The organism is Bacillus sp. CZDM1 (genome assembly GCF_055502545.1).
Map to the genome: position 1 here is coordinate 116,010 of NZ_JBUESO010000001.1, position 24,273 is coordinate 140,282.

At 36.9% G+C, this 24,273-nt stretch carries 27 protein-coding genes and 2 other annotated features; of the genes, 11 read left to right on the forward strand and 16 right to left on the reverse strand.

The window, feature by feature from the left end:
• Nucleotides 1-282: 282 nt before the first annotated feature.
• The gene (locus ACY3XC_RS00620) at nucleotides 283-882 is read left to right on the forward strand and encodes an SCO family protein (protein ID WP_179159137.1); all 600 of its coding nucleotides are present in this window, start codon (nucleotides 283-285) and stop codon (nucleotides 880-882) included.
• A gap of 52 nt (nucleotides 883-934) precedes the next feature.
• Here ACY3XC_RS00620 and ACY3XC_RS00625 read toward each other — a convergent pair whose 3' ends face one another.
• Nucleotides 935-1,069 (reverse strand): hypothetical protein, encoded by a 135-nt coding sequence (locus ACY3XC_RS00625; protein ID WP_256989117.1) that lies wholly within the window; start codon nucleotides 1,067-1,069, stop codon nucleotides 935-937.
• A gap of 216 nt (nucleotides 1,070-1,285) precedes the next feature.
• Between ACY3XC_RS00625 and ACY3XC_RS00630 the strand changes: the two genes are divergently transcribed.
• A complete protein-coding gene (locus ACY3XC_RS00630; RefSeq protein WP_179159138.1) occupies nucleotides 1,286-2,911 on the forward strand; it encodes an ABC-F family ATP-binding cassette domain-containing protein in 1,626 nt (541 codons plus the stop codon).
• Between the two features lie 43 nt (nucleotides 2,912-2,954).
• Here the strand turns inward: ACY3XC_RS00630 and ACY3XC_RS00635 are convergent, their stop codons facing one another.
• Entirely contained in the window at nucleotides 2,955-3,086 is a 132-nt protein-coding gene (locus ACY3XC_RS00635) for a YuzL family protein (protein WP_179159139.1), read from the reverse strand.
• Nucleotides 3,087-3,185: 99 nt separating this feature from the next.
• On the opposite strand from ACY3XC_RS00635, the gene ACY3XC_RS00640 reads away from it, so the two are divergent.
• The 3 genes from ACY3XC_RS00640 to modB all read left to right on the forward strand — a co-directional run bounded on the left by ACY3XC_RS00640 (nucleotide 3,186) and on the right by modB (nucleotide 5,022).
• Complete coding sequence (locus ACY3XC_RS00640) at nucleotides 3,186-3,428, forward strand: YkuS family protein (RefSeq protein ID WP_464866869.1); 243 nt, start codon at nucleotides 3,186-3,188, stop codon at nucleotides 3,426-3,428.
• A gap of 140 nt (nucleotides 3,429-3,568) precedes the next feature.
• Complete coding sequence (gene modA / locus ACY3XC_RS00645) at nucleotides 3,569-4,351, forward strand: molybdate ABC transporter substrate-binding protein (protein ID WP_464866870.1); 783 nt, start codon at nucleotides 3,569-3,571, stop codon at nucleotides 4,349-4,351.
• Between the two features lie 5 nt (nucleotides 4,352-4,356).
• A complete protein-coding gene (gene modB / locus ACY3XC_RS00650) occupies nucleotides 4,357-5,022 on the forward strand; it encodes a molybdate ABC transporter permease subunit (RefSeq protein ID WP_464866872.1) in 666 nt (221 codons plus the stop codon).
• Between the two features lie 27 nt (nucleotides 5,023-5,049).
• On the opposite strand, the gene ACY3XC_RS00655 is transcribed toward modB, so the two are convergent.
• Nucleotides 5,050-6,195: a D-alanyl-D-alanine carboxypeptidase family protein gene (locus tag ACY3XC_RS00655; RefSeq protein ID WP_464866873.1), complete on the reverse strand. Its 1,146-nt coding sequence runs from the start codon at nucleotides 6,193-6,195 to the stop codon at nucleotides 5,050-5,052.
• A gap of 157 nt (nucleotides 6,196-6,352) precedes the next feature.
• A complete protein-coding gene (locus ACY3XC_RS00660; RefSeq protein WP_464866875.1) occupies nucleotides 6,353-8,431 on the reverse strand; it encodes a phosphatidylglycerol lysyltransferase domain-containing protein in 2,079 nt (692 codons plus the stop codon).
• Nucleotides 8,432-8,619: 188 nt separating this feature from the next.
• On the opposite strand from ACY3XC_RS00660, the gene ACY3XC_RS00665 reads away from it, so the two are divergent.
• The 5 genes from ACY3XC_RS00665 (at nucleotide 8,620) to yidC (ending at nucleotide 13,659) form a co-directional block, all read left to right on the forward strand.
• On the forward strand, nucleotides 8,620-9,072 hold the full coding sequence (locus ACY3XC_RS00665) for a cupredoxin domain-containing protein (RefSeq protein WP_464866877.1): 453 nt from the start codon (nucleotides 8,620-8,622) through the stop codon (nucleotides 9,070-9,072).
• Between the two features lie 328 nt (nucleotides 9,073-9,400).
• Nucleotides 9,401-11,626, forward strand: coding sequence for a formate C-acetyltransferase (pflB, locus tag ACY3XC_RS00670; protein ID WP_464866879.1), 2,226 nt, complete (start codon nucleotides 9,401-9,403; stop codon nucleotides 11,624-11,626).
• 62 nt (nucleotides 11,627-11,688) lie between these two features.
• Nucleotides 11,689-12,429 (forward strand): pyruvate formate-lyase-activating protein, encoded by a 741-nt coding sequence (gene pflA, locus ACY3XC_RS00675; protein WP_464866880.1) that lies wholly within the window; start codon nucleotides 11,689-11,691, stop codon nucleotides 12,427-12,429.
• Nucleotides 12,430-12,549: 120 nt separating this feature from the next.
• Nucleotides 12,550-12,855 carry a hypothetical protein gene (locus ACY3XC_RS00680; protein ID WP_464866881.1) on the forward strand — a complete coding sequence of 102 codons (306 nt, stop codon included), beginning with the start codon at nucleotides 12,550-12,552 and terminating at the stop codon, nucleotides 12,853-12,855.
• A gap of 18 nt (nucleotides 12,856-12,873) precedes the next feature.
• Nucleotides 12,874-13,659: a membrane protein insertase YidC gene (gene yidC, locus ACY3XC_RS00685; protein ID WP_464866882.1), complete on the forward strand. Its 786-nt coding sequence runs from the start codon at nucleotides 12,874-12,876 to the stop codon at nucleotides 13,657-13,659.
• 32 nt (nucleotides 13,660-13,691) lie between these two features.
• Here the strand turns inward: yidC and ACY3XC_RS00690 are convergent, their stop codons facing one another.
• The gene (locus ACY3XC_RS00690; RefSeq protein WP_464866883.1) at nucleotides 13,692-14,282 is read right to left on the reverse strand and encodes a GNAT family N-acetyltransferase; all 591 of its coding nucleotides are present in this window, start codon (nucleotides 14,280-14,282) and stop codon (nucleotides 13,692-13,694) included.
• Between the two features lie 55 nt (nucleotides 14,283-14,337).
• Nucleotides 14,338-14,544, reverse strand: a complete 207-nt coding sequence (locus ACY3XC_RS00695; protein ID WP_464867444.1) for a DUF6501 family protein — start codon at nucleotides 14,542-14,544, stop codon at nucleotides 14,338-14,340.
• Nucleotides 14,545-14,761: 217 nt separating this feature from the next.
• Between ACY3XC_RS00695 and sda the strand changes: the two genes are divergently transcribed.
• Nucleotides 14,762-14,887, forward strand: a complete 126-nt coding sequence (gene sda / locus ACY3XC_RS00700) for a sporulation histidine kinase inhibitor Sda (protein WP_464867445.1) — start codon at nucleotides 14,762-14,764, stop codon at nucleotides 14,885-14,887.
• A 96-nt stretch (nucleotides 14,888-14,983) separates the two neighbouring features.
• Here the strand turns inward: sda and ACY3XC_RS00705 are convergent, their stop codons facing one another.
• The 10 genes from ACY3XC_RS00705 to trpE form a co-directional block, all read right to left on the reverse strand.
• Complete coding sequence (locus ACY3XC_RS00705; protein WP_464866884.1) at nucleotides 14,984-15,223, reverse strand: hypothetical protein; 240 nt, start codon at nucleotides 15,221-15,223, stop codon at nucleotides 14,984-14,986.
• Nucleotides 15,224-15,357: 134 nt separating this feature from the next.
• A complete protein-coding gene (gene mnmH / locus ACY3XC_RS00710) occupies nucleotides 15,358-16,437 on the reverse strand; it encodes a tRNA 2-selenouridine(34) synthase MnmH (RefSeq protein ID WP_464866885.1) in 1,080 nt (359 codons plus the stop codon).
• A gap of 217 nt (nucleotides 16,438-16,654) precedes the next feature.
• Entirely contained in the window at nucleotides 16,655-17,044 is a 390-nt protein-coding gene (locus ACY3XC_RS00715; RefSeq protein WP_464866886.1) for a hypothetical protein, read from the reverse strand.
• Nucleotides 17,045-17,173: 129 nt separating this feature from the next.
• Complete coding sequence (gene trpA, locus ACY3XC_RS00720; protein ID WP_464866887.1) at nucleotides 17,174-17,959, reverse strand: tryptophan synthase subunit alpha; 786 nt, start codon at nucleotides 17,957-17,959, stop codon at nucleotides 17,174-17,176.
• Entirely contained in the window at nucleotides 17,959-19,161 is a 1,203-nt protein-coding gene (trpB, locus tag ACY3XC_RS00725) for a tryptophan synthase subunit beta (RefSeq protein ID WP_464866888.1), read from the reverse strand. Before trpB ends, trpA begins: the two co-directional genes overlap by 1 nt.
• On the reverse strand, nucleotides 19,136-19,783 hold the full coding sequence (locus ACY3XC_RS00730; RefSeq protein ID WP_464866889.1) for a phosphoribosylanthranilate isomerase: 648 nt from the start codon (nucleotides 19,781-19,783) through the stop codon (nucleotides 19,136-19,138). Before ACY3XC_RS00730 ends, trpB begins: the two co-directional genes overlap by 26 nt.
• Nucleotides 19,780-20,568, reverse strand: a complete 789-nt coding sequence (trpC, locus tag ACY3XC_RS00735; protein ID WP_464866890.1) for an indole-3-glycerol phosphate synthase TrpC — start codon at nucleotides 20,566-20,568, stop codon at nucleotides 19,780-19,782. Before trpC ends, ACY3XC_RS00730 begins: the two co-directional genes overlap by 4 nt.
• A 1-nt stretch (nucleotide 20,569) precedes the next feature.
• The gene (gene trpD / locus ACY3XC_RS00740; protein WP_464866891.1) at nucleotides 20,570-21,595 is read right to left on the reverse strand and encodes an anthranilate phosphoribosyltransferase; all 1,026 of its coding nucleotides are present in this window, start codon (nucleotides 21,593-21,595) and stop codon (nucleotides 20,570-20,572) included.
• Complete coding sequence (locus ACY3XC_RS00745) at nucleotides 21,567-22,178, reverse strand: anthranilate synthase component II (protein ID WP_464866892.1); 612 nt, start codon at nucleotides 22,176-22,178, stop codon at nucleotides 21,567-21,569. Before ACY3XC_RS00745 ends, trpD begins: the two co-directional genes overlap by 29 nt.
• A complete protein-coding gene (gene trpE, locus ACY3XC_RS00750) occupies nucleotides 22,175-23,557 on the reverse strand; it encodes an anthranilate synthase component I (RefSeq protein WP_464866893.1) in 1,383 nt (460 codons plus the stop codon). The genes ACY3XC_RS00745 and trpE overlap by 4 nt, the downstream gene beginning before the upstream one ends.
• 71 nt (nucleotides 23,558-23,628) lie before the next feature.
• Nucleotides 23,629-23,880 (reverse strand) — a binding site (T-box leader).
• 34 nt (nucleotides 23,881-23,914) lie between these two features.
• Nucleotides 23,915-24,166 (reverse strand) — a binding site (T-box leader).
• Nucleotides 24,167-24,273: the final 107 nt, after the last annotated feature.

The following is a 24,273-nucleotide window of genomic DNA, read 5'->3' on the forward strand; positions in this document are numbered from 1 at the left end:
TATGCTTGGCATGCCCATTGTTCTTAACTTCATTCCAAAACGTACTCAAATAGGCCTATATTCATTCGGAAAATTGAACAAGGCAAAAATGGAATGAAAAATATCCAATTGATGGATTAGTTAAGAACGACACCTAACATACAACATACTCCCTTATTTTGAAAATATTAATTATTTATAAGAATATAATAATCCATTAAAATTGTCAAAATGATTTGTTCACGAAATATCCACATCTTTTTACAAAAAACTTCTTTATCTTTAAGATAGGAGGGAGAAGTCATGAAAAAAATCTATCTAATATGTAGTTTAGCAGTGTTTCTATTGATTACAGCTGGAATCTCTTTTTTTCTTATTCGGGATGCAAGTTCCAAAGTACCTGCTAATATTAGCTTAATTAATCAGAATGGTGAATCTTATAGTTTTGGTGACGATAAAAAACTTAAACTTGTCGAATTTATTTACACTAATTGTCCAGATATTTGCCCCACCACTACACAAAAGATGGTGCAATTACAGGGTGATTTAGAAAAAAGCAATGTCTTCGGTAAAGAAATTGAATTTCTTACCATTACTATCGATCCTTACCGGGACACACCTGAAGTGATACAACAATACATGAATGCTTTTGAAATTCCAAATTCCGATAATTGGATTTTCCTCACTGGCGATCAAGAAAATATCAAAGCTGACCAAAAAAAGATTAGAGAAGTGGCAGAATCACTCCAGTTTCAATATAAAGACCCTGGTAACGGTCAATTTGTTCATACATCGTTTACCTATTTAATCGATGAAAATAATAAATTCATTTCTAAGTTCCCAATGGGAGAAGATTTTGATAAACAAGAAGTCTATAAAGAGATTATGGATGAAATTGAATAAGAGCATAAAAAAAGCGGTTAGTCCCTTGGATTAATCGCTTTTTAATACCTATTTAATTCACGGATGAAGGAAACTTTTTTATTTGCTGTAGAGATAATAGGTAGTTGGACTTTGGTTTGGTTAAGCTTGCTTTTATTCCGGCCTGTTTTAACTTGTTAACGAGTTCAGTAAGTTGCTTTTTCGACATACTTCTCACCTACTTTATTCCTTCAGTACTTCATTACAATAATTCTACAACAAAAATATGAATAAAGTGTGAAAACGACGAAAAAAAATCAGAAAAATTTTCTGCAATATATTTAAATTTCTTCTAATAAATCCTCTCATTCAACAAAGAATTCGCTCTTCATCCAATTTAATGGTATAATTAGTAGATATTTTGCTGTTGGAGGATAATTATAAAATGATAACTGTAAGTAACGTTAGTTTAAGATATGGTGACCGTAAGTTATTTGAAGATGTAAACATTAAATTTACGCCTGGAAATTGCTATGGTTTAATTGGTGCAAATGGCGCTGGAAAGTCAACATTTTTAAAAATCCTTTCCGGAGAAATCGAATCTCAAACCGGAACAATTCAACTTGGTCCAAACGAACGAATGGCTGTATTAAAACAGAACCACTTTGAATACGAGGAACAAGAAGTATTAAAGACTGTAATTATGGGTCACGCAAGACTTTACCAAGTAATGCAAGAAAAAGACGCTATCTATATGAAGGAAAACTTCACAGATGAAGATGGAATGAAAGCAGCCGAGCTTGAAGGTGAATTTGCAGAACTAAATGGCTGGGAAGCAGAGCCAGAAGCAGCGATTCTTTTAAAAGGACTTGGAATCGGTGAAGACTTACATTATAAAAAAATGGCTGAAGTAACAGGTTCTGAAAAGGTAAAGGTTCTTTTAGCGCAGGCACTTTTTGGCAGACCTGACGTACTTCTTCTGGATGAGCCGACGAACCACTTAGATATTAAGGCCATTCAATGGTTAGAAGAGTTCTTGATAAACTTTGAAAATACAGTCATTGTCGTATCCCATGACCGTCATTTCTTAAATAAAGTTTGTACTCATATCGCTGATTTAGACTTCGGTAAAATTCAAGTTTATGTAGGTAACTATGATTTCTGGTATGAGTCTAGTCAATTGGCTACAAGATTGACTTCTGATGCCAACAAAAAGAAGGAAGAGAAAATTAAAGAGCTACAGGCTTTTATTGCTCGATTTAGTGCGAATGCTTCTAAGTCAAAGCAGGCAACTTCTCGTAAGAAGTTATTAGATAAAATTACGCTAGACGACATTCGACCATCCTCCCGCCGCTATCCGTTCGTAGGGTTTACTCCGGAACGAGAAATTGGTAATGATTTATTAATGGTTGAAGGATTAACAAAAACAATTGACGGCGTAAAAGTACTAAATAACGTAAGCTTTTTTATGAACAAAGGTGATAAAATTGCTCTTGTTGGACCGAACGAAGTTGCGAAAACAACTCTTTTCAAAATATTAATGGGTGAAATGGAAGCTGACAGTGGAACCTTTAAATGGGGTATTACCACTTCTCAAGCCTATTTCCCTAAGGATAACTCCGAGTTTTTTGAAAACAGCGAATTGAATCTGGTTGATTGGCTTCGTCAGTTCTCTCCAAAAGATGAAAGCGAAAGCTTCTTAAGAGGATTTTTAGGCAGAATGCTATTTTCTGGTGAAGAAGTGCTTAAGAAAGCAAGCGTCCTTTCTGGAGGAGAAAAAGTTCGTTGCATGCTCTCTAAGATGATGTTAAATGGAGCAAATGTTTTACTTCTTGATGAGCCAACAAACCATCTTGATTTGGAATCCATTACCGCATTAAACAATGGTTTGATAAACTTTAAAGGGTCTCTTCTCTTTTCTTCACATGACCACCAGTTTATCCAAACGATTGCAAACCGGATTTTCGAATTAACTCCAAATGGATTAGTTGATAAGCAAATGACATACGATGAGTATCTTGAAAATAGTGATGTTCAAAAACAAGTGGCAGAGATGTATAGCAATAATTAATAAGTAAAAGCGGGCACCCTATGTGCCCGCTTTTTTCCCTTTATTAACCCCTCTTAGTTTTCCTGCGCGATGATGAAGCTTCTCTTGTTCCTGTTTCTGTTGTTGTTGTTCCTTGGCCTTCAACTTGCGGTGACGCCAGGCCAATGGTGGATGGATCCTTTTTTCGCTTTCCCATGGTTACACCTCCTCTTTTAGTTTTTGAAGATTATCGTGACTTATACAGAATAATTATGGGGAACTTTGGCATGATAATTTACAGGAGGAGGTGTTTTGTATGGCAAGAATTGGAGTAGAAGAATCACTAACAGATGTTCTAGAAGCATTAAGGGAAAAAGGACATGATGTAGTTCAACTCAGACAGGAATCAGATGCACAAAATTGCGATTGCTGTGTTGTAACAGGTTTAGATTCAAATGTTATGGGAATGCAGGATACCTATACAAAAGGTTCGGTTATTGAAGCAAATGGGATGAGCGCAGAAGAAGTTTGCCAAAAGGTAGAAAGCAGATTTCAATAGGTTCAAACAACATAGGACAATTATGGAAAATACTTAAAACTGCCGCCCCGGCAGTTTTTTTCTTATTCAAGCTTTAAGGAAGTATATTCTTTCGTTATAATGTTAGAAGAAACCTTGTAGAATTTGAAAGGAAATAATGCATGAAGAATCCTTTTCTTGTCGTTTTTGTCATACTACTGCTAGTTGGCTTAACGTCATGTTCGCCCGAAGAATCACAACAATCAAAACCAGTGGAAATAACGATTTCTGCCGCTGCTAGTCTCAATGAATCCCTAATAGAAATAAAAGAGGATTTCGAGAAAGAAAATAAAAACATAAAAATTTTGTACAATATAGGCGGCTCCGGAGCTTTAAAACAACAAATTCTCCAAGGAGCACCTGTTGATATCTTCCTATCTGCATCACATGACCAATTTACCGAATTAATACAAGAAGGTTTAATCGATGCACAAAAGCAGTTTGATTTATTAGGTAACCAGCTTGTATTAATCACGAACAAAGAAAATCCTGCACAACTTAATGGATTTTCTGATTTGACGGATAATCAGGTGAAAAAAATTGCAATCGGTATACCAGAGTCTGTTCCAGCAGGTAAATATGCCAAACAAACACTCAAACATACTGGTATTTGGGAACAAATTCAACCCATTGTCATTCAAACAAAGGATGTCCGCCAAATTCTAACTTATGTTGAAACAGGTAATGTTGACGCAGGAATTGTTTATATGACAGATGTAAAAGTATCAGATAAAGTTAATATTGTGGCAGTTGCAGGTGATCAGACTCATGATTCGATTATATATCCTGCAGGCATAATAAAATCTACACCCCATAAAAAAGAAGCTGAGCTATTTCTCGACTATTTACAAAGTAATACCTCAAAAACAATTTTTGAAAAATATGGCTTTATAGTATTGGATTGATGATTATGTTTGCATATGAATTTTGGCAGCCCCTTAGATTCTCTCTAGAAGTTGCATTTATTTCCGTCATTATTGTTAGCTTTTTTGGTATTTTTTTTGCGAGACTATTATATAACAAGAAATTTAAAGGAAAGATGCTGCTTGAAACCTTCCTTATGCTGCCAATCGTTTTACCACCAACGGTGATAGGATTTTTACTGATATACTTTTTTGGAAGAAACAGTCCAATCGGTGCATTAATCGAGGGATTTTTCCAACATTCCATCATGTTTACACCCTGGGCTGCGATTATCGCTTCAACCACTGTTGCATTTCCACTTATGTACCAATCTGTTAAATTAGGCTTTCAATCGGTCGATAAAGATATTGAAGATGCCGCCAAAGTGGATGGCGGAAGCAGAGGAAAGGTGTTTTTATTGGTATCCCTGCCATTGACACTTCCCGCAATAATTTCCGGTCTGATTATGAGCTTTGCACGAGCTCTGGGTGAATTTGGAGCAACATTAATGTTTGCTGGGAATATCCCGGGAAAAACACAAACAGCTCCAACAGCGATTTATGTTGCGATGGAATCCGGAAACATGCGTTTAGCTTGGTCCTTCGTTCTATCAATGGTACTCATTTCCTTTCTCATGCTGCTACTTTCGAATGTAATTCAAAAAAAGCCATGAAGAGTATATCTCTCCATGGCTTTTACGTTATTGTCTTTTCACCAATCTTTTTCTAACGCCCAGAAAAAGTCCTGCAAATGCAAAAACGATAATTCCATAAATAATATTTATACTGCTCTGCTCACTAGTTAACAGCTTTTCCTCTTTTACTTTTACTTTTACTCGTTCAGGTTCTTTTACTTCAAGTTGCATAGATTGAATGACTTCTCCATCGTTTACTACCTCGAGTATACCTTGTTCAGTAATACTTTCTTTTGAACCATTGACATGCTCCGTAATAACAATATCACTTTTAGCATAATACTCTTTTTCTTTCATTTTAAATGACTCGTCTTGTTTAATAATGCGATGTTGAAAGCTGTTTAAACCATATTCAATCAGTTTTTTTGTATCCTGATACGTATCCTTGCTTCTATCCCCTTTTAAAACAATGGCAGTCAGCTTTATATGTTCATTTTCCGCAGTTGTTGCTAAGGTATGTTTTGATTCATTTACAAACCCAGTTTTTCCACCAGTAATTCCTTCAATAGGAATCTCACCTTTTAAAAGTCTATGGTGCGTCAGGAGTGTCGTTTCCCAGGACTCTCCACTCCAAGGCAGCTCTTTAGTTCCGAATATCTCTGTGAACACTGGATTCTTTATTGCATAATTAGTTATTAAGGCTAAATCTTTAGCTGTTGTATAATGATTTTCATTATACAATCCATTTGGATTTGTAAAATTAGTATTACTTACCCCGATTTCCTTCGTTAAATACTTATTTATATTTACTGCAAACTTTTCTACACTTCCGTCTATATGCTCAGCGATTGCTACAGCAGCGTCATTCCCTGAGTTAATCAGCATACCTTGGATTAGCTTTTTTAAAGGTACCCTTTCACCTTCAACTAAATAAACTCTTGTTCCCTCTTCCTTTACCGCTCTAGGACTTACTGTGACAATATCATCAATGTTCCCATTTTCAATTGCATAGATGGCTGTTGCAATTTTCGTCAAACTAGCAGGGAATAATCTTTCATCACTATTTTTATTATATAGAATGGCACCGGTTTCTGAATCTACTAACACTGCAGCTTCACTTTTAATATCTAAGGTCTTTTCTGCAGCGCGGCTATTTGCTTGGTTTGATAAGATAAGAAATAATAACATTAATAATGATACAAACCTTGACAATTTACAACATCCTTACTTTTATATTTACCACCTGATTTTATCAAATTATTATTGAATGTAAATATTTATAGAACAATTGTTAATTAAATGAAAAGACATTAAAGTGATTTTGAAATAATCGTAATAAAAAATGGCTCAGCCATAGCCGAGCCGTGTCCTACCTTTTGCGCTTTGAAATTAATAATGTAATTTGGGTCATTGTTAATGGTAAAGAAAACGTTGATTTCCTTCTATAACCTAAGTACTTCGACTCCCAGTTGTTTGTATGCTTTTCTTTGAATTTTCTTAATCCCTGAAATTGATTTAGCTCGATTCCATGCAGATAAATTTGCGCTGCAATTTTTTCACTTACAAATGCATATTTCGATACTCTCCCACCTAATTTAAAAAAGGTATACCCGTTTCCATGGAGATATGGAAGCATTTCATCACTGACTTGATAGAAGACCGGGGTATATCCATATCGGTCTGCTTGTTCCTGAAACTCCTCAATCGCATTTGATAATTCGTCTTTATCACCTATCGGATCCCCAAGAATTACTAATTTATCTGCATACTGTTGAAAAGATATTAAGACATTCTTCTTGCTGTTCCAAAATATATATTGATCATGGAGTAATTGTAAATGGGACAAACTCTTTCCATAATAGGTATTTAAATGTTCTACTATCTCCTCTTCTTGACCAATAGAACGTTCAAATTTCCACTTTTTCGGTTTGCTTATTACGTATCCTGCATAAAGGATGAGTAATGCAATGAGCAAACCGATCATCGCAGAGCTGAATAGGTCCGATGAATCTTCAATGACATAAGGTAATAATTGTGACGGAATGGTAATTTTACTGGATGGCAGATTAGAATAGCCAATTACCAAATACATTGAAATGATAACCGTAATAATCAGGATATCAACTGTGGTTTTCCCCCACGTTAGGACATAACTTTCCCGATAAAATTGTCCTCTTGACGTCCTTAGTAATATTGCAACCGTAATAAGGAAAATAGCTTCTTCATAATCAATTCCTTTAAAGATAGAAAAATTGGCAGCAAGAATTAACACAAGCATGGTCAAATCGTAAGTTCTTTTTACGCTGTATTCTATCCCTCGAGATAACCCAAGCAAGAGAAAGCCTGCAGCTACAGAAAGCTGATGAGAAATATTAATGATTGGAAAAGAAAGAATTTCCTGAGCTATTCTAAGTCTATCCATTATGCCTGGAACACTTGCGGATAATAGCAGGATTAAGCCTGAGAGAAAAACGAGTATTGTAACCATAACATGACTAACATTTTGGAGAATTGTATTAGGAATATTACTCCATGACTTGTTCCATTTCACCCAATACCGTTTAATAAAAAGAAGAGAACTGAGTAAAAATGGGATTAAATAATATCCAATTCGGTAGAATAATAGGATAACAAGAACTTTTTCTTCCGGAACATTTAAGTCCTGCATTCCCCAAATAAAAACGATATCAAATGAACCAAGTCCACCTGGTATCATACTAATAATACCTGCACAAGCCGCCACAACATAAACAGGAAAAAGCTGTTCAAAGGTAACAGGAATATTCATAATCCAAGATAAAAACCAAATACCACAAAAAACTGAGGTCCACTCTAATAGTGAAATAAAGAAAAGTTTTACTCCTGATCCAACGGTGATTAACGACTGCTTGTCCCTTTTATTTTTAACTATATGAATTCCAAAAAATAATGGTAAGTATAATGATATACCCAGAATGGCAAAGAATAACCATTTTGTTTCCACAAAAATGGGATGTTCACTGAAACTCAAAGCTACTATTATAGCAAGTAAAGACATTCCAGTCATATAAAAAAAAGAAACAGCAGCAATACCGCCTACTAACCTTCGCTTATCCTTTTCAAACTGATGATAAAAGTAGGTTCTTAACATCGCCCCAATTAAACCGCCAAAACCAAATAAGTTTGAGTAGGTATTCACAATTAATGCTTGTTCCAGGACATCTTTTTTCCTTGCCTTTACACCTAGAATTTTCATTAGCATTACATCATAGAGAAGCATGGGTAACACAGCAGCAAACATTACAAAAAAAATAAGGATTAAAGTACCAGACCGTAGTTGTATAATTTCAGTTTGAAGTAATCCAAGGTCTAAATTCCCGATAAACTTTTTCAATTCAAGTAGTGCAAACACTAATAAGAGTAATGGAAAGAGAAATTTCACTACTGTAAATATTTTTCCTTTTTTCATACCGATAACTTACCACCTGTACTTTCAGACCTATTTTAAACTATAAACTTTTCAACTGGAAAATCAAAGAAATTATCATTTCTCTAAAGTATATGTACGAGCAATAGAAAAAAATTATAAAAAAGAGACAAGTTTACCTCCCTTCTCTGCATAAACATGAAATAGGACAAATTATTGGGGGGTTAATAATGAAATTTTTAGTATTAAAGAAAGATACACTTGTTTTTATTTTGGTAACAGCGTTCTTACTCGTAACGATTTCTGCTTGGTTTATGTTAAAGGCTGGGGATACTGCTGTGTTCAATCAAACAGCAAATGAAGATGTAAGAGAAATTCATATGGTCACAGTAGAATATAACAGTACTACAAAAGACGGAAAGGAAATAGAAGTATACCGGTGGGATCCAGGAACAATTAATGTTGATGCTGGTGAAAAGGTAAACCTATACATTAGTGGTATTAACGGTGAGGAGCACCCATTTTATATTGAAGGTACAGACATTAAAGGTACCGTTAAAAAAGGGGAAGAAACAATGGTACCGCTTCAAATTGATAAAGAAGGTACGTATCGTTTGATTTGTGAAGTACATGGAGACAGAGATCATAATGGTCCAATGATTGCAGACATCATCGTCGATTAAAAGCAGGAGATTTCTCTCCTGCTTTTTTCAATTGTTATAGGCAGCTGTTTCAGTGGTTTGCACTATAAACATGTTGGTATTATTGATTTTTTCTTATATAACAGTTAGTGTATTCACTCAAATAATTATAGTACAGTTTTTCATATACGCTCATAACTCTTCTTTATACCGAAAGTGAAAAACCTTGATAAATCAATAAAGAAATAAGGTTCACAATATGTTAACAATCGATGTGACTTCATTCACAAAAAATCTGTTACACTTTAGATAAGAAATAACTGTTACACAGTTATATTAAATGTAAACAAACTTACGAGGTGAACTAATCATGGAACAATGGAATGGTTTTACTAAAGGCACTTGGACAAAAGAAGTTAACGTACGTGATTTCATACTTAAAAACTATAATCAATACGAAGGTGATGACAGCTTCCTAGCTAGTGCAACAGATGCAACAAACAAGCTTTGGGAGCAAGTAATGGAATTAACAAAACAGGAACGCGAAAAAGGCGGAGTCCTAGACATGGATACTGAAACAGTATCTACGATTACTTCTCACACTCCAGGTTACCTAAATGAAGAACTAGAAAAAGTAGTTGGTGTTCAAACCGACAAGCCCTTTAATCGCTCTATGCAGCCTTTCGGTGGAATTCGGATGGCAAAAGCAGCATTAGAATCTTATGGATACGAACTAAATCCAGAAATCGAAAGATTCTTTACAGAGTTCCGTAAAACTCACAACCAAGGAGTTTTCGACGCTTATACAGATGAAATGATGTTAGCTCGTAAAGCAGCAATTATTACAGGACTTCCTGATGCTTACGGCCGTGGACGTATTATTGGTGACTATCGTAGGGTAGCGCTATACGGAGTAGATTTCTTAATCAAGGAAAAACAAATGGATCAAAAGAATACAAGCAAGGTAATGACAGAAGACAATATGCGTCTTCGTGAAGAAATTGCAGAACAAATTCGTGCATTAAAAGAATTAAAAGAAATGGCCAGCAGTCACGGCTTTGATATTTCTCAGCCAGCAACAACTGCACAAGAAGCATTCCAATGGTTATATTTTGGATACTTAGCTGCTATTAAAGAGCAAAACGGTGCTGCAATGAGTCTTGGACGTGTATCTACTTTCCTTGATGTTTATATAGAAAGAGATCTGCAAAATGGTACTTTAACCGAAGTTGAAGCACAAGAAATCGTTGACCATTTTGTTATGAAGCTTCGTTTAGTTAAATTTGCACGTACACCTGATTATAATGACTTATTCAGTGGTGACCCAACTTGGGTAACTGAGTCAATTGGCGGTATGGCATCTGACGGTCGTTCACTTGTAACAAAGAGCTCTTTCCGTTTCCTACACACACTAGATAACTTAGGTCCTGCTCCAGAACCAAACTTAACAGTACTATGGTCACCTCAGCTGCCTGAAAACTTTAAAAAATATTGTGCAAAAATGTCCATTAAAACTAGCTCTATCCAATATGAAAACGATGATATTATGCGTCCTGAGTACGGCGATGATTACGGAATTGCTTGCTGTGTATCCGCTATGGAAATTGGTAAACAAATGCAGTTCTTCGGTGCTCGTGCGAACCTTGCAAAAGCACTTCTCTACTCCATTAACGGAGGTGTGGATGAGAAATTAAAGATTCAAGTGGGACCACAATATCAGCCAATCACCTCTGAGGTATTGAATTACGAAGAAGTGATGGAAAAGTTTGATCAAATGATGGAATGGCTTGCAGGTCTATATATCAATACCTTAAATGTAATTCACTATATGCATGATAAGTACAGCTATGAAAGAATAGAAATGGCTCTACATGACTCTCAAATCTTACGTACCATGGCAACAGGAATCGCTGGATTGAGCGTAGTAGCTGACTCATTAAGTGCTATTAAATATGCTGAAGTGAAAGTTATTCGCGATGAAAACGGTCTAGCTGTTGATTTCGAAACAACTGGCGACTTCCCTAAATACGGAAACAACGATGACCGTGTAGACAGCATTGCCGTTGAAATTGTAAAAACGTTTATGAAAAAGTTACGTAAACACCAAACCTACCGTAATTCCGTTCATACAATGTCAATCTTGACGATTACATCAAACGTGGTTTATGGTAAGAAGACTGGAAATACACCAGATGGCCGTCGTACCGGCGAACCATTCGCACCAGGTGCAAACCCAATGCATGGCCGTGATACTAAAGGAACACTTGCATCTCTATCTTCTGTTGCTAAATTACCATACAGCTCAGCAATGGATGGAATTTCAAATACTTTCTCTATCGTTCCTAAAGCACTTGGCAAAGAAGAAGAAAGTCAGGTTCGTAACTTAGTGTCCATCTTAGACGGATATGCAATTAAATCTGGTCACCATCTAAATGTTAACGTATTTAATAAAGAAACATTAATGGATGCGATGGAACACCCAGAATTATATCCACAATTAACCATTCGTGTTTCTGGTTATGCGGTTAACTTCATCAAATTAACAAAAGAACAGCAGTTAGACGTTATTAACCGTACATTCCACGAATCATTATAAAATTAGATTATGGGGCTCCTTTTTAAGGGGCTCCTGCTTTAAAAATAAGGGGGATCTTCATCATGAACGGAAATATTCATTCAATTGAAACATTAGGAACAGTCGACGGACCAGGTATTCGCTATGTTGTATTTACCCAAGGCTGCCTATTACGCTGCCAGTTTTGCCATAACGCGGATACGTGGGAAATCGGCAGCGGCAAACAGATGACCGTTTCCGAAATCATGGATGATCTCATGTCTTATCTACCCTTCATCCAATCTTCTGGCGGAGGAATCACGGTCAGCGGCGGTGAACCACTTCTACAAATACCGTTCCTTACTGAATTGTTTAAGGAATGTAAAAAGAAAGGGATTCATACGACCATTGATTCTTCAGGAGGGTGTTTCTCACACTCTAAACTGTTTATTGAACAGCTTGAAGATCTATTAAATTATACGGACTTAATTTTACTAGATTTAAAACATATTAACCGTAAAAAACATATCCAATTAACCGGTATGGCAAATGACCATATTCTTGAATTTGCTAAGTTTTTATCTGACCGCAAAGTACCTGTTTGGGTACGCCATGTCCTCGTCCCTACTGTTTCCGATGAACCAGAGGATCTTCATAAGCTAGGGGAATTTATTGGAACACTAGAAAATGTACAAAAGATTGAAATACTACCTTACCATAAGCTCGGTGTTTATAAATGGGAAGCACTGGGACTTGAATATCCATTACACCATGTGGAACCACCAACTGAAGAAAAAGCACAATTTGCTTATGAAATGATTACAGCAAAGTGGAAAAAACAGTAACTTAAAGTAGAATGCTGCTCTAAAGTTGAGCAGCATTTTTTAATAAATTGATTAAATTGATTCTTACCCCTTTCTCCTTTATACTCAATTCATGCAGCATTAAAAGCGAGGTGATTATTTTTGTACCAATTGCTCATTGATTTTACAGATACAAATGCGGTGGAAGCACTATATTTAAGTCTATATTTCGGTGTGATTATTAAATTACTATGGGCATGGAATGTGGAATATTGCTTTATGGGATCCATAAGCGAACCAACACATACAAAAATCAATCACCCATTGTTTATATATAAAAAGAAAAGCTCTCTAGACAGAAATATTATTCTCATTCGAATTGTAAAATATATTCGTAGAAAAGAATGTTCACAGAATGATACGGAAGAACCTATTTCCTCCTCCCTTTTTCAACTAAAAACATTTTAAACAATTTTAGGAGGAAATATGAAAAACAAACGTTCTTTTATGGTATTACTATTATTAATTTTACCCACACTTTTGCTTTCAGCTTGTTCTGCAGCTGAAGGAAAAGAAGCTGGATTTTTCCATACGTATTTTGTAGAACCATTTATTGTTTCCATTCACTTTTTAGCAGAGCTATTCAATGGCAACTATGGATTATCCATTATTCTCGTTACCCTTATCATCCGTCTAATATTATTGCCATTTATGCTTAAGCAATATAAAAATCAAATGGACATGAAAGAAAAAATGGATGTCTTGAAGCCAGAAATGGAAGAGATCCAGAAGAGAATGAAAGAAGAAAAGGATCCAAAAAAGAAGCAAGAGCTGCAGCAAGAAATGATGGGTCTTTATCAGAAGCATGGTGTAAATCCGTTAAATATGGGTTGTCTGCCTATTTTGATTCAAATGCCGATTCTAACCGGATTTTATTATGCCATTCGTGGTTCTGAAGAGATTGCTACCCATCAATTCTTATGGTTTAGTCTAGGACACCCTGATATTACCATTACTCTCATTGCGGGTGTAATCTATTATTTCCAATTTAAAGTATCACAGTCTAGTATGCCGGCTGCTCAGCAGCAACAAATGAAATTCATGGGTTTATTATCTCCACTTATGATTGTTATTTTCTCTTTCAGTTCCCCTGCAGCACTTCCGCTATATTGGGCGGTAGGAGGTACATTTTTAATACTGCAAACATGGTTAAGCAGAAAGATATATCAAAATAGTAAAAAGACAGAACTGAAAGCAAGTACAAATCAATAGGTAAGAAAAGAAGCATTGGATCCCAATGCTTCTTACTTTACGCCCAGTTTCCTTTCTAAATTCAACTTTACTGTCCCCCACTCATCATCAAGAATGCTATAGTAGACAGTATCACGTACATAACCACCTGCAATTTTCCGATCCTTCCGTAAGGTCCCTTCTTTTACAGCTCCAATTCTTTCGATTGCTTTTTGAGAACGGAGGTTTCGAGAATCTGTTTTAAGCTGAACACGCCTAACCTTCCAGCTTTCAAATGCGTGTTGAAGAAGCAGATATTTACATTCAGTGTTTATGCTGGTTCTCCAGGAATCGGGATGATACCAAGTCGAGCCAATTTCAAGACTTTTTTGTTCAGGTGAAATATCAAGATACCGTGTACTTCCAATAATTTTGTCTTCCTGATTAACAACGGTAAATGTGTATTCGGTACCCTTTTCTCTCTTCTGGATAGCAGAAGCGATCATCTGCTTCATTTCTTCTTTATTTCTAACCGTTGTTGCCATGTAGGTCCAAATTTCATCTGGTTTAGCAGCCTCCCATAAGCCCTCAATATGATGGAGGCTGATTGGAAGTAATTTAACCTTTTCCCCTTTTAACTCAAAAAGCTCATTCCACATTTTCATTTCTCCTAATCCCCCTGTAATCTTTGTTAAAAAAATAGACTGCAGGCGAGGCCTATCAGTCTACATTCTGGAAATATTCTTTATAAAACCCGCCTACTTTGCCGGTATTGTCAATAATATAATAAAACTCTTCCGTTTCATTTTTAACATCATAAATATTTCCGGCAGTTAATGCGTTATTTACTATATATTTTTTGGCATCCGTATGTATACATTTTACTTGTTTAACTGTTTCACGATCGCGCCATGTTAAATGAATCATCCTCACACCGTTCCTTTCCGTTACTAACTATTCCTTAGTATAATCAAATGAGACATGGTAGCGCAACTAAATTTCATTGGTGTCTTATCAAATATTAATTTGTTTTTAATATGACAAATTTGTGAATTGGGTTCTCAAATGGGAATAAAACGATTACACTATTAAAAACTGAATATTCAATTCATTTTCCAAAGGAGGCATTCTTAAATTGAAAATTATGAGTAACGAACAGTTGGTTGTTTCGTATCGGGATGCAGTTAAGTCTGGGAAAGAAAAAGAATGGATAAAGATTTTGAAAGATGAAATACAACGTCGTGGATTAAGGCCATTTAAAAATCGATAACTTTTGCCATCTGAATTAAGAGCCGCCGCATACGTTCGGCGGTTTTTTACTGTGAAATATAAAAGGCCGGAGTGCCCGGCCTTTTAGCTTTTGAAGTTATAAGAAACCCTTGGTTAATTCAAACAGCTTCGTTGGGAATAGAGGAGTTTTTCTTTTTTCGCTTATGGACGAGTCGATTATTTCCTTAACCTCGCTAGGTAATTCACTATGTCCACAATTTATGCAGGTTTTAATAGCAGCACTTCCACTGAACACATTAATACCATCTTCTATTGTAAAAGCGACATGTTCTTGACAGTCTACTAAGCGGTGGTGGTAAATTTTTGATTCCCTCATCGTTAAGCTTCCTTCCTATTATTGATTATACTTATATTATAATCAGAAATAGGAGGGAATAGTTGTGGAATAATTTAGAATTTTCGTTCATTTGTTGCAATTAAATGACTTTAACAATAATTTTCCCAATCAGCTTAAACCTGACCTTCAATGACCTCTTTGTTTTTTACAAAATGCTTGTCAATTTCCGCCATTACCATCACACTTGCATGGTTAGCATCGTCCGCAAAGACATCTATAAACTTCCCGTTGTATTCAAGAGTTGCATGATCATAGCGGGGATCATAATAATGTTCTAGTAAAATACGAATCATCGTATGATAATCCTTATTTTCTAAAGTTTGAAGCAGTTCCGTTTTCATATCATGGTCTTTAATTCTTCTTAAGATTTTTTCAATCCCAATTGAAATTTGTTCATGATACCAAGGCTCATTTTGGTAAGGCAAAACATATTCATTTACAAGCTGTATAACCCTTTGCTCTAAAGATGTGTGGATATAAATATTAATCCCTTTCATTTTCTTATCCATAAGTTCTTCAGGCTGAACAGCTTTCCCAATCCGTTTGCTTTCTGCTTCCATAACAAAATAAGCAGAACCTTGTATTTCTCGAAGTCCTTTGTATAAAAGGGAATCGAATATTTTTTGATTATTCCCTTCTCCAAGCCCAATTGTTCCAAAAATAGACCCTCGATGGGCAGCCATTTCTTCAAGATCTAGTATTGGGTACCCAAGAGACTTCAATGTCTTCAAGACTTCCGTCTTACCCACTCCAGTTAGTCCATGTAATACAACTGCTTTTTCTGGAAACATCGTCGGGATTTGCTTAAGAATGTATTGTCTGAACGCTTTATAGCCTCCAGTTAAACGCATAGCATAAATCCCAGCAAATTCTAAAAAGGTTACGACCGCCTTGCTTCTCATTCCCCCGCGCCAGCAATGAATAACTAATTCGTCCCCATTTTGCATGGCTTCTTTTATTTCCTTTAGAAGTTTAGGGATTTTATGTGAAACAAATTCCATTGCTCTCCATTTAGCAGCAGGCTGTCCTTCATGTTTATAAATGGTACCAATTTCCTCTCGCTCTTTGTCCGTAAATAAAGGAATGTTGATTGCTTCCGGAATTGAACCATCCTTAAACTCAATAGGTGATCGAATGTCAATGATGGTGGGATTCTTTATCGTTTGTAATTCCTCAACAGTAATTTCCTTCATATTATATTAACTCCTCTTTTTTACTATCTAATTTTTATAAAAATAGGCTTAAACAAACAAAACTTCCAAGATTGGAAGTTTCAAATCAATAAATTAAAGGGAAATCCCTAATAAATGATTAAAATACAAAGAAGTTCAGTAAAAGTATAGACTAATTATATAAGAGATATACGGAGGTATCAAGAAGACATTCCTGCCAATTTGATAGGTAGAAGTTTTAGCGGAAGGGTATTCCTGTTAATTTTTCAACGGCGTGACAAAATCGTTTCCAGTCAGGTGGAAAACATTCAATTCCTTCACTCTCATAAACTTTGTGTTTGGTATTTACCCTAATAGTCCAATATTTCCCATCAAGAATGATTCCTTCTTCCTTTCGATAAGAGGGTTCCCATTTCCAGATTTTCATTGAATAAATTTCACTTTTAAAATCAGCTATGTTTCCGATTGATTTATTCTCAAGATTGGTAAATGGGAGGATATTTTCTTTGTTTCTCCATTCAAAGACAGTAAATGTATCCCGAAAAAAATCAACATGTACTTTGTAGGAGCTTCCTGAAAAACTATCAATACCTGCAATTAATGTGTTGATTGTTTCCTTCACCTTCATCAGACATCCTCACCCTAACTTAACCAAACTTAATCTTATAACAAAATTATAGTAAATATTCTATAGAGGTGCTGTAACAAATGACACTAGCACAAAAAAATCCACTCGTAATGAGTAGATTTTTTTCTTCTATCTAATGTTTTTTTCAGGATTAAGAACAGACATAAAGCTTTCCAACCCATTGATGTCGTTTTTATTGAGTAAGTCGACTATCTTACTGCCGACAATCACTCCGTCGCAATGAGGGGTTAACTCCTTGATTTGACTCTCGGTTGATATTCCAAACCCAGCTACAACAGGAATCGGACTTACTTCCTTTACTCTCTTTAAAAATTCCACCACTTCTTGATCGAATTCATTCCTCGTTCCCGTTATACCTTTTACCGTTACTGTGTATAAAAAGCCTTTACCTCTACTCGATATTTCTTTAATTCGCTCTCTTGGCGAGGTCAGCGTAACAAGTCTAATTAATTCAATCCCTGCATTTTCGAGCTCAGCGGCAAGCAAATCTTCTTCCTCAATCGGAAGATCAGGAATAATACACCCGTCTACTCCGGCTTTCGCTAAATCTTTTGCAAATGTAGAAATCCCATATGAATAGATAGGGTTTAGGTACGTCATAAGCACGATAGGGATAGAAACTACTCCCCTGGCTTTTGTAAGTTCGGCAATAATTCCTCTTAATGTTGTTCCATTTTGAAGCGACCTAATACCTGCTTGTTGAATGGTCGGACCATCTGCGACAGGATCGGAAAAGGGAACCCCTACTTCAATGAGTGTCGCACCAAATTTCTCCAAAGTAGTGAGAGTTTCAGGTAATATATTCAGACCGCCATCGCCAGCCATAATATAAGGAATAAAAGCTTTTCGATTTTGTTCATTTAAAGCCTTAAATGATTGTTCAATTCTATTCATTATGCCCTCTCCCTTTCTAACCTTTCTTTTATAGCAGTTACGTCTTTATCACCACGACCTGATAAACAAATAACTATATGCTCTGTTTCCTTCATTTGGGCAGCAAGTTTAACAGCAAAACTGACGGCATGAGCACTTTCAAGAGCTGGAATAATACCTTCAAGTTTTGATAAAAGCTGAAAGGCATCCAATGCTTCTTTATCCGTTATCGACTGATAATTCGCTCTTCCACTGTCTTTTAAGTAGCTATGTTCTGGTCCTACACCAGGATAATCGAGTCCAGCTGAAATCGAATGTGCTTCGATTATTTGCCCTTCATCATCTTGCAATAAGTACATGAGTGCACCATGGAGAACACCTGGTCTTCCTTTTGTGAGGGAAGCAGCATGAAAATCGGTGTCAGTTCCCTGTCCAGCAGCTTCTACGCCATAAAGGCTTACTTCTTTATCTTCGATGAAGGGATAGAACATTCCAGCGGCATTGCTGCCACCGCCGATACAGGCGACAACGGCTTCAGGAAGCTTTCCTTCCTGTTCAAAGAACTGTTGTTTTGTTTCTTTGCCAATCACACTTTGAAAATCTCTAACCATTACTGGAAAGGGATGTGGCCCCATAACGGAACCTAATAGATAATGTGTATCTTCCACATGTTCAACCCAGTAGCGTAAAGCTTCATTTACGGCATCCTTTAAGGTTGAGCTGCCAGAAGTAACACTAACAACCTTTGCCCCGAGCAGCTCCATACGAAATACATTTAATGCCTGTCGTTTGATGTCCTCTTCTCCCATGAAAATAATGCATTCAAGATTTAATAAGGCACAAACTGTAGCGGTTGCAACTCCATGCTGTCCTGCACCAGTTTCCGCAACGATTTTTCTTTTTCCCATTCTTACGGCTAACAGAGCCTGACCGATTGCATTATTTATTTTGTGGGCACCTGTATGGTTCAGGTCCTCCCTTTTAAGATAAATTTGAGCTCCGCCAGCATATTTTGTAAGATTCTTTGCAAAATAAAGCGGCGTCTCTCTCCCCACATATTCCGATAAATATCCATCAATTTCTGCTTGGAAACTTGGGTCCTCTTTTGCGATTTTATAAGCTTCATCCAGCTCAAGAACAGCTTTCATAAGTGTTTCTGGTACAAACCTTCCGCCATAAATACCAAATTGCCCTTTTTCATTCGGCAGTGTATATGAATTCATTCCCTGTTCCTCCTGTTTGGCTCCCTTTAGCCTTAATTATGAATGATTGGATTTTGTTTAGATCCTTTTTCCCTTCAGACTCAACACCACTGCTTACATCGACCATGTACGGTTTAATCTGCTTTATTGCCTCTTCCACATTTTCTTCATGCAATCCACCGGCAAGAATCACTTTTTTATCCTTAAGATCCCCTGCTGAAATACAGTTCCAATCAAAGGATAAGCCGTTTCCTCCTCTGTATTGCCCTTTAGGTCCGTCAATCAAAACGTATTCACACTTATAATTTTCAATTGACTTTAAGCTCTTTTCGTCATAAATACTAATTGCTTTTATAACCGGATACGAAAGGGATTCACAAAATGCAGGAGTTTCATCGCCGTGTAACTGAACATGCGTGAGACCCACACTTGAAGCAACTTCCTCTATCTTTTCTTTCGCCTCATTAACAAACACCCCAACCTTTAATATCTCTCTCGGTAAATGGGTAATGATTTCCTTAGCCTTTACTTCTGTAATCTTGCGCTTGCTTTCTGCAAATACAAATCCGAGGGCATCAGCACCATAGTCAACAGCTGCAATTGCAGTAGTAAGGCCAGTTATACCACAAATTTTCACCTTCATTGTTTTAAACCACCTGCTAGTGGCAGCCTGAAATCTTTGAAGGACTGTAATAGGTCAGGGCTCTTCATGAATGCTTCTCCAACTAAAATTCCATTTGCCCCTGCGTTTCGTACACGCTCCACATCTTCCTTCTGATGGATCCCACTTTCACTAATAAGAAAGGCACCTGCATCCTTAATGGATTTTGCTAAGGATTCTGTTGCTTCAAGTGAAACCGTAAAGGTCTTTAAATCCCGATTATTAACTCCGATTAATTGTGCTCCTATTCGAAGGGCCTTCGCTAACTCAACTTGATTATGAACCTCCACTAACACCTCTAAATTCAAGCTTCGTGCATATTGATACAACTTGGCAAGGGTTTCTTGTTCTAATGCGGCCACAATCAGAAGGATTATATCTGCACCATTTTCAGCGGCCATATCAATTTGACTAGAATCAATAATAAAGTCCTTGCAGAGGATAGGCAAATTGACCGCCGCTCTTACGGCTCTTAAATCTGAAAAGGAGCCTTTGAAAAAGGTTGAATCGGTTAGCACTGAAATAGCCGATGCTCCTGCCTGCTCATATCTTGCTGCCTGCTCAGCCGGATTAACTCCACTGTTAATGATTCCTTTCGATGGAGAAGCTCGTTTAAATTCTGAAATAATGGCAATTTCATTTGCTTCCATTAATTTTTGAATAAAGGATCTTCTAGGCTTCGCTTCCATTTTCATCAAATTTCCTTCGCGAAGTCTTTGGACCTCTTTTCGTTTTTCCTCAATAATTCGATCTAATATCGTTTCCACCCTATATCGCCTCTCTTTGACCTTTTCTCGTCATTTTGATTAAACCTTGTAATTTTTCATAGGCAGCTCCTGAATCAATGACATCCCTTGCGATGCTAATTCCATCAGCAATGTTTTCTGCCCTTCCGCTTGCATAAATTCCTATTCCTGCATTTAATAGCACTGTATCTCGGCAGGCACCCTTTTCGCCTGAAAGAACATTTTTAAGTATGAGGGCATTTTCTTTAGAATCCCCACCCTTAATGGCACTGTTATCATACTGTGGAAGTCCCACTTCACCCGGTACAAAGCTTTGGCTGGAAATCATCCCATCTTCTATAAGTGTTAGATGGTTCTCCCCCTGAAGCGAAGCCTCATCCATAAAGCCTGCGCCATTGATGACGACTGCCCGCTTACGACCCAGATTTTGCAGTACTTCTGCAAATACAGGAAGTAAGTCTCTGCGATAGACACCGAGTAATTGATAGTCTAAATCGATAGGATTTGTAAGTGGTCCGATAAAATTGAAGATGGTTGGGATTTTCAATTGTCTTCTAACGGTTGTTACCTTCTTAAGTTTGGGATGAACATTTGGTGCGAATAGGAAGGCAATACCTAGTTCATCGAGAATTTCTTCTGTTCGTTCTACTGATAAATTTAAATTAATTCCTAAATACTCAAGCACATCCGCACTTCCTGTTTTGCTCGATATGCTTCGGTTGCCATGTTTGGCAACAGGGATACCAGCACCTGCAATGACAAATGCCGAAGTAGTGCTGATATTAAAACTCGAAGAACCATCCCCGCCAGTACCACAATTATCGAGAACATTTGGAAACTTCTTACGAAATGGAAGAGTGTTCTCCTTTAGACCTTTGACGATGCCAGTTATTTCTTCGACTGTTTCACCTTTTGACTTTAACCCCATTAAAAAGGCAGCAATTTCACTTTCAGAAACTTCTTCACCTAATATGCAGTCCATCGCCTCCTTCATTTGAGGCTCTGTAAAGGATCCACCGTCAGCTAATTGGAGTAGAAAGTTCTTCATTTTTCATCTTCCCTTCTATCTGAGTTAAAAAGTTTTTGAGCAATTGCTTCCCAGTTGGGGTGCCGATTGATTCAGGATGAAACTGCAAACCGAATACTGGATAATATCGATGTTTTATCGCCATAACTTCCTGGTCATCCATAGATTGAGCGACACACTCCAAATCGGAAGAAAGGCTATTTTTATCGACAACCAAGGAATGGTAGCGCATTACCTCTAATGGTGAAGGTAAATAGGCAAAAATTCCGAAGCCATTATGCGTGATTTGTGATGTTTTTCCGTGTTTAATGAAGTCTGCTCTATTAATTTCACTGCCAAAAGCAGCACCGATTGCTTGATGTCCTAAACAAATTCCTAGGATAGGAAATTCTTGATATAATTTTTGAATGGCCTCTATGCATATTCCTGCCTCTTCTGGTTTCCCAGGGCCTGGTGACAGAATGATTGCCTTCGGATTCATTTCCCTTATTTGCTCAACGGTGAGTTGATTATTTCTAATAACCGAAACCGTTTCTCCTAATTCACCTAGATACTGATATAGGTTGAATGTAAAGGAGTCAAAATTATCAATCAGTAAAATCATTGTTCTCCCTCCAAAAAGGCTTTTAATTTATTGATGGTTTCTTCATACTCTGACTCTGGATTGGAGTCGTGTACAATTCCTGCACCAGCCTGTATATAAGCGGTTCCTTCTTTCAAAATCATCGTACGAATGGCTAAGGCAAAATCTATATTCCCATTGGCGGATAAATAACCTATAGCACCGGAATAAAGGCCGCGTTTTGATTTCTCTAATTTATTAATAATCTCCATCGCTCTTATTTTCGGTGCCCCTGAGACGGTACCTGCTGGAAGACAGGCAGCCAATGCGTCAAGATTGCTATGCTCTTCTGTTAACGTTCCGCTAACTTCTGAAACAAGATGGATGACATGGCGGAACTTTTCAACCTGCATATACTTATCCACCGTTACAGATCCAAATTCACAAACCCTGCCTAAGTCATTTCTCCCAAGGTCAACGAGCATTTTATGCTCTGCCAATTCCTTTTCATCACATAACAACTCTTTTTCAATCAGATGATCTTCCTCAACTGTTTTTCCTCTTCGTTTTGTGCCAGCGATTGGATTGGCGTACACCTGTGACCCTCTTGTCTTTATAAGGCTTTCTGGGGAAGAACCGATTACGGTATAAGCTTCGAAATCAATATAAAACATATAAGGTGTAGGGTTATGGGCACGGTGTTTGCGATAAAGTGATAACGGTGAGCCTTGGAAAGATGACTTCATTCGTCTTGAGAGAACCACCTGAAAAATATCACCTGCTATTATGTGCTCTTTGGCAATTTCTACATTTTCAATAAAATCTTCTTTTGAGGTTTCCGACTGAAAGCCTGTAAATTGAAAAGGTTGGTCATCCTGATATAGGGCAGGCTGCTTTAGCTCTTCCATTCTTTGTTCCAGCCTTTTTTCAAGTAAATCTTTATCGCCATCTTCAGTAAGAGTAAGTCCGCAAATCGTTATTTTTTCTTCAAGATGATCAAAAACAATGACTTCTTCATAAAACATTAAATGGACATCAGGCATTTCCAATCCATTTGGATACTCTTCGCCAATTACTTCAAATTGGCGGATGATATCATAGCCGACATACCCCATAGCCCCGCCGATAAACGGAAAAGGTGCTTCATCAATCTCCGGCAGCAATGTCTTAATTATTTCAAGTGGATTACCTTGTATAACCTTCTTATCGCCATTTCGATAATGAATTTCATTTTTGTCACTTGAGCTGATGAGTTCAAAAGCCGGGTCAGCTCCAATGAAAGAGTAGCGTCCTGAGTCATGGTATTTATGCGAGCTTTCTAATAAGAATTTTTTGTTTCCCTTAATTCTTTGCAAAATAGAGATAGGTGTGAACGTATCTCCTTTTAATTCCTTAAGGAAAAAGGTATTTTTTGTTTTCATGTTTTCTGCATCCCTTCGTAAAAAAATAAAAAATCGTCCTCTATATGCATAAGGAATAAAAACTTATGCATATAGAGGACGATTCTAAAGTCGTGGTGCCACCTCATTTTGAAGCTGTTAAATTACAGCTTCCTCCTTCAGATACAGAACCAATAAAGTCCGATACCCTATCCTTTTAACGGTGGAACTCCGTGCGGCCCTACTTAGGTTCAGGCAGCCTCTCACAAGTCCATTCCACAAATCCATTCTTACCGGGTTCTCACCATCCCCGACTCTCTGAAAAAGAATTAAATAAGTGTACTACTCTTGTTCAACGATTTTATTTTTTAAATTAAAAACAAACAGGGCCCTCCATCCAAAAAGGACGGAAGACCCGTGGTGCCACCTTCATTAGCCAAAAATCAGCTCACTTTACCGATATCAAAGCATTACATGCTTGAATATCTGCCTCTTTTAACGATGAGGATTTCGCCAAAGCCTACTGACCCTATAGGAGGTTCGGTTTGGAGGCTCCGAAGTCCATTCACTTAAACGTCTACACTGATTCACACCATCCATCAGCTCTCTTAAGAATCCGTAAAAGTTACTACTCTTCATCAATGCCCTTCGTATTGATTTTTATATTAAACCATTTTCAAACCTAATGTCAACATTAATTTTTAGAAAATTCAATTTAGAGAATATATATCGTTATTCCATTTAAAGGATTACTATTT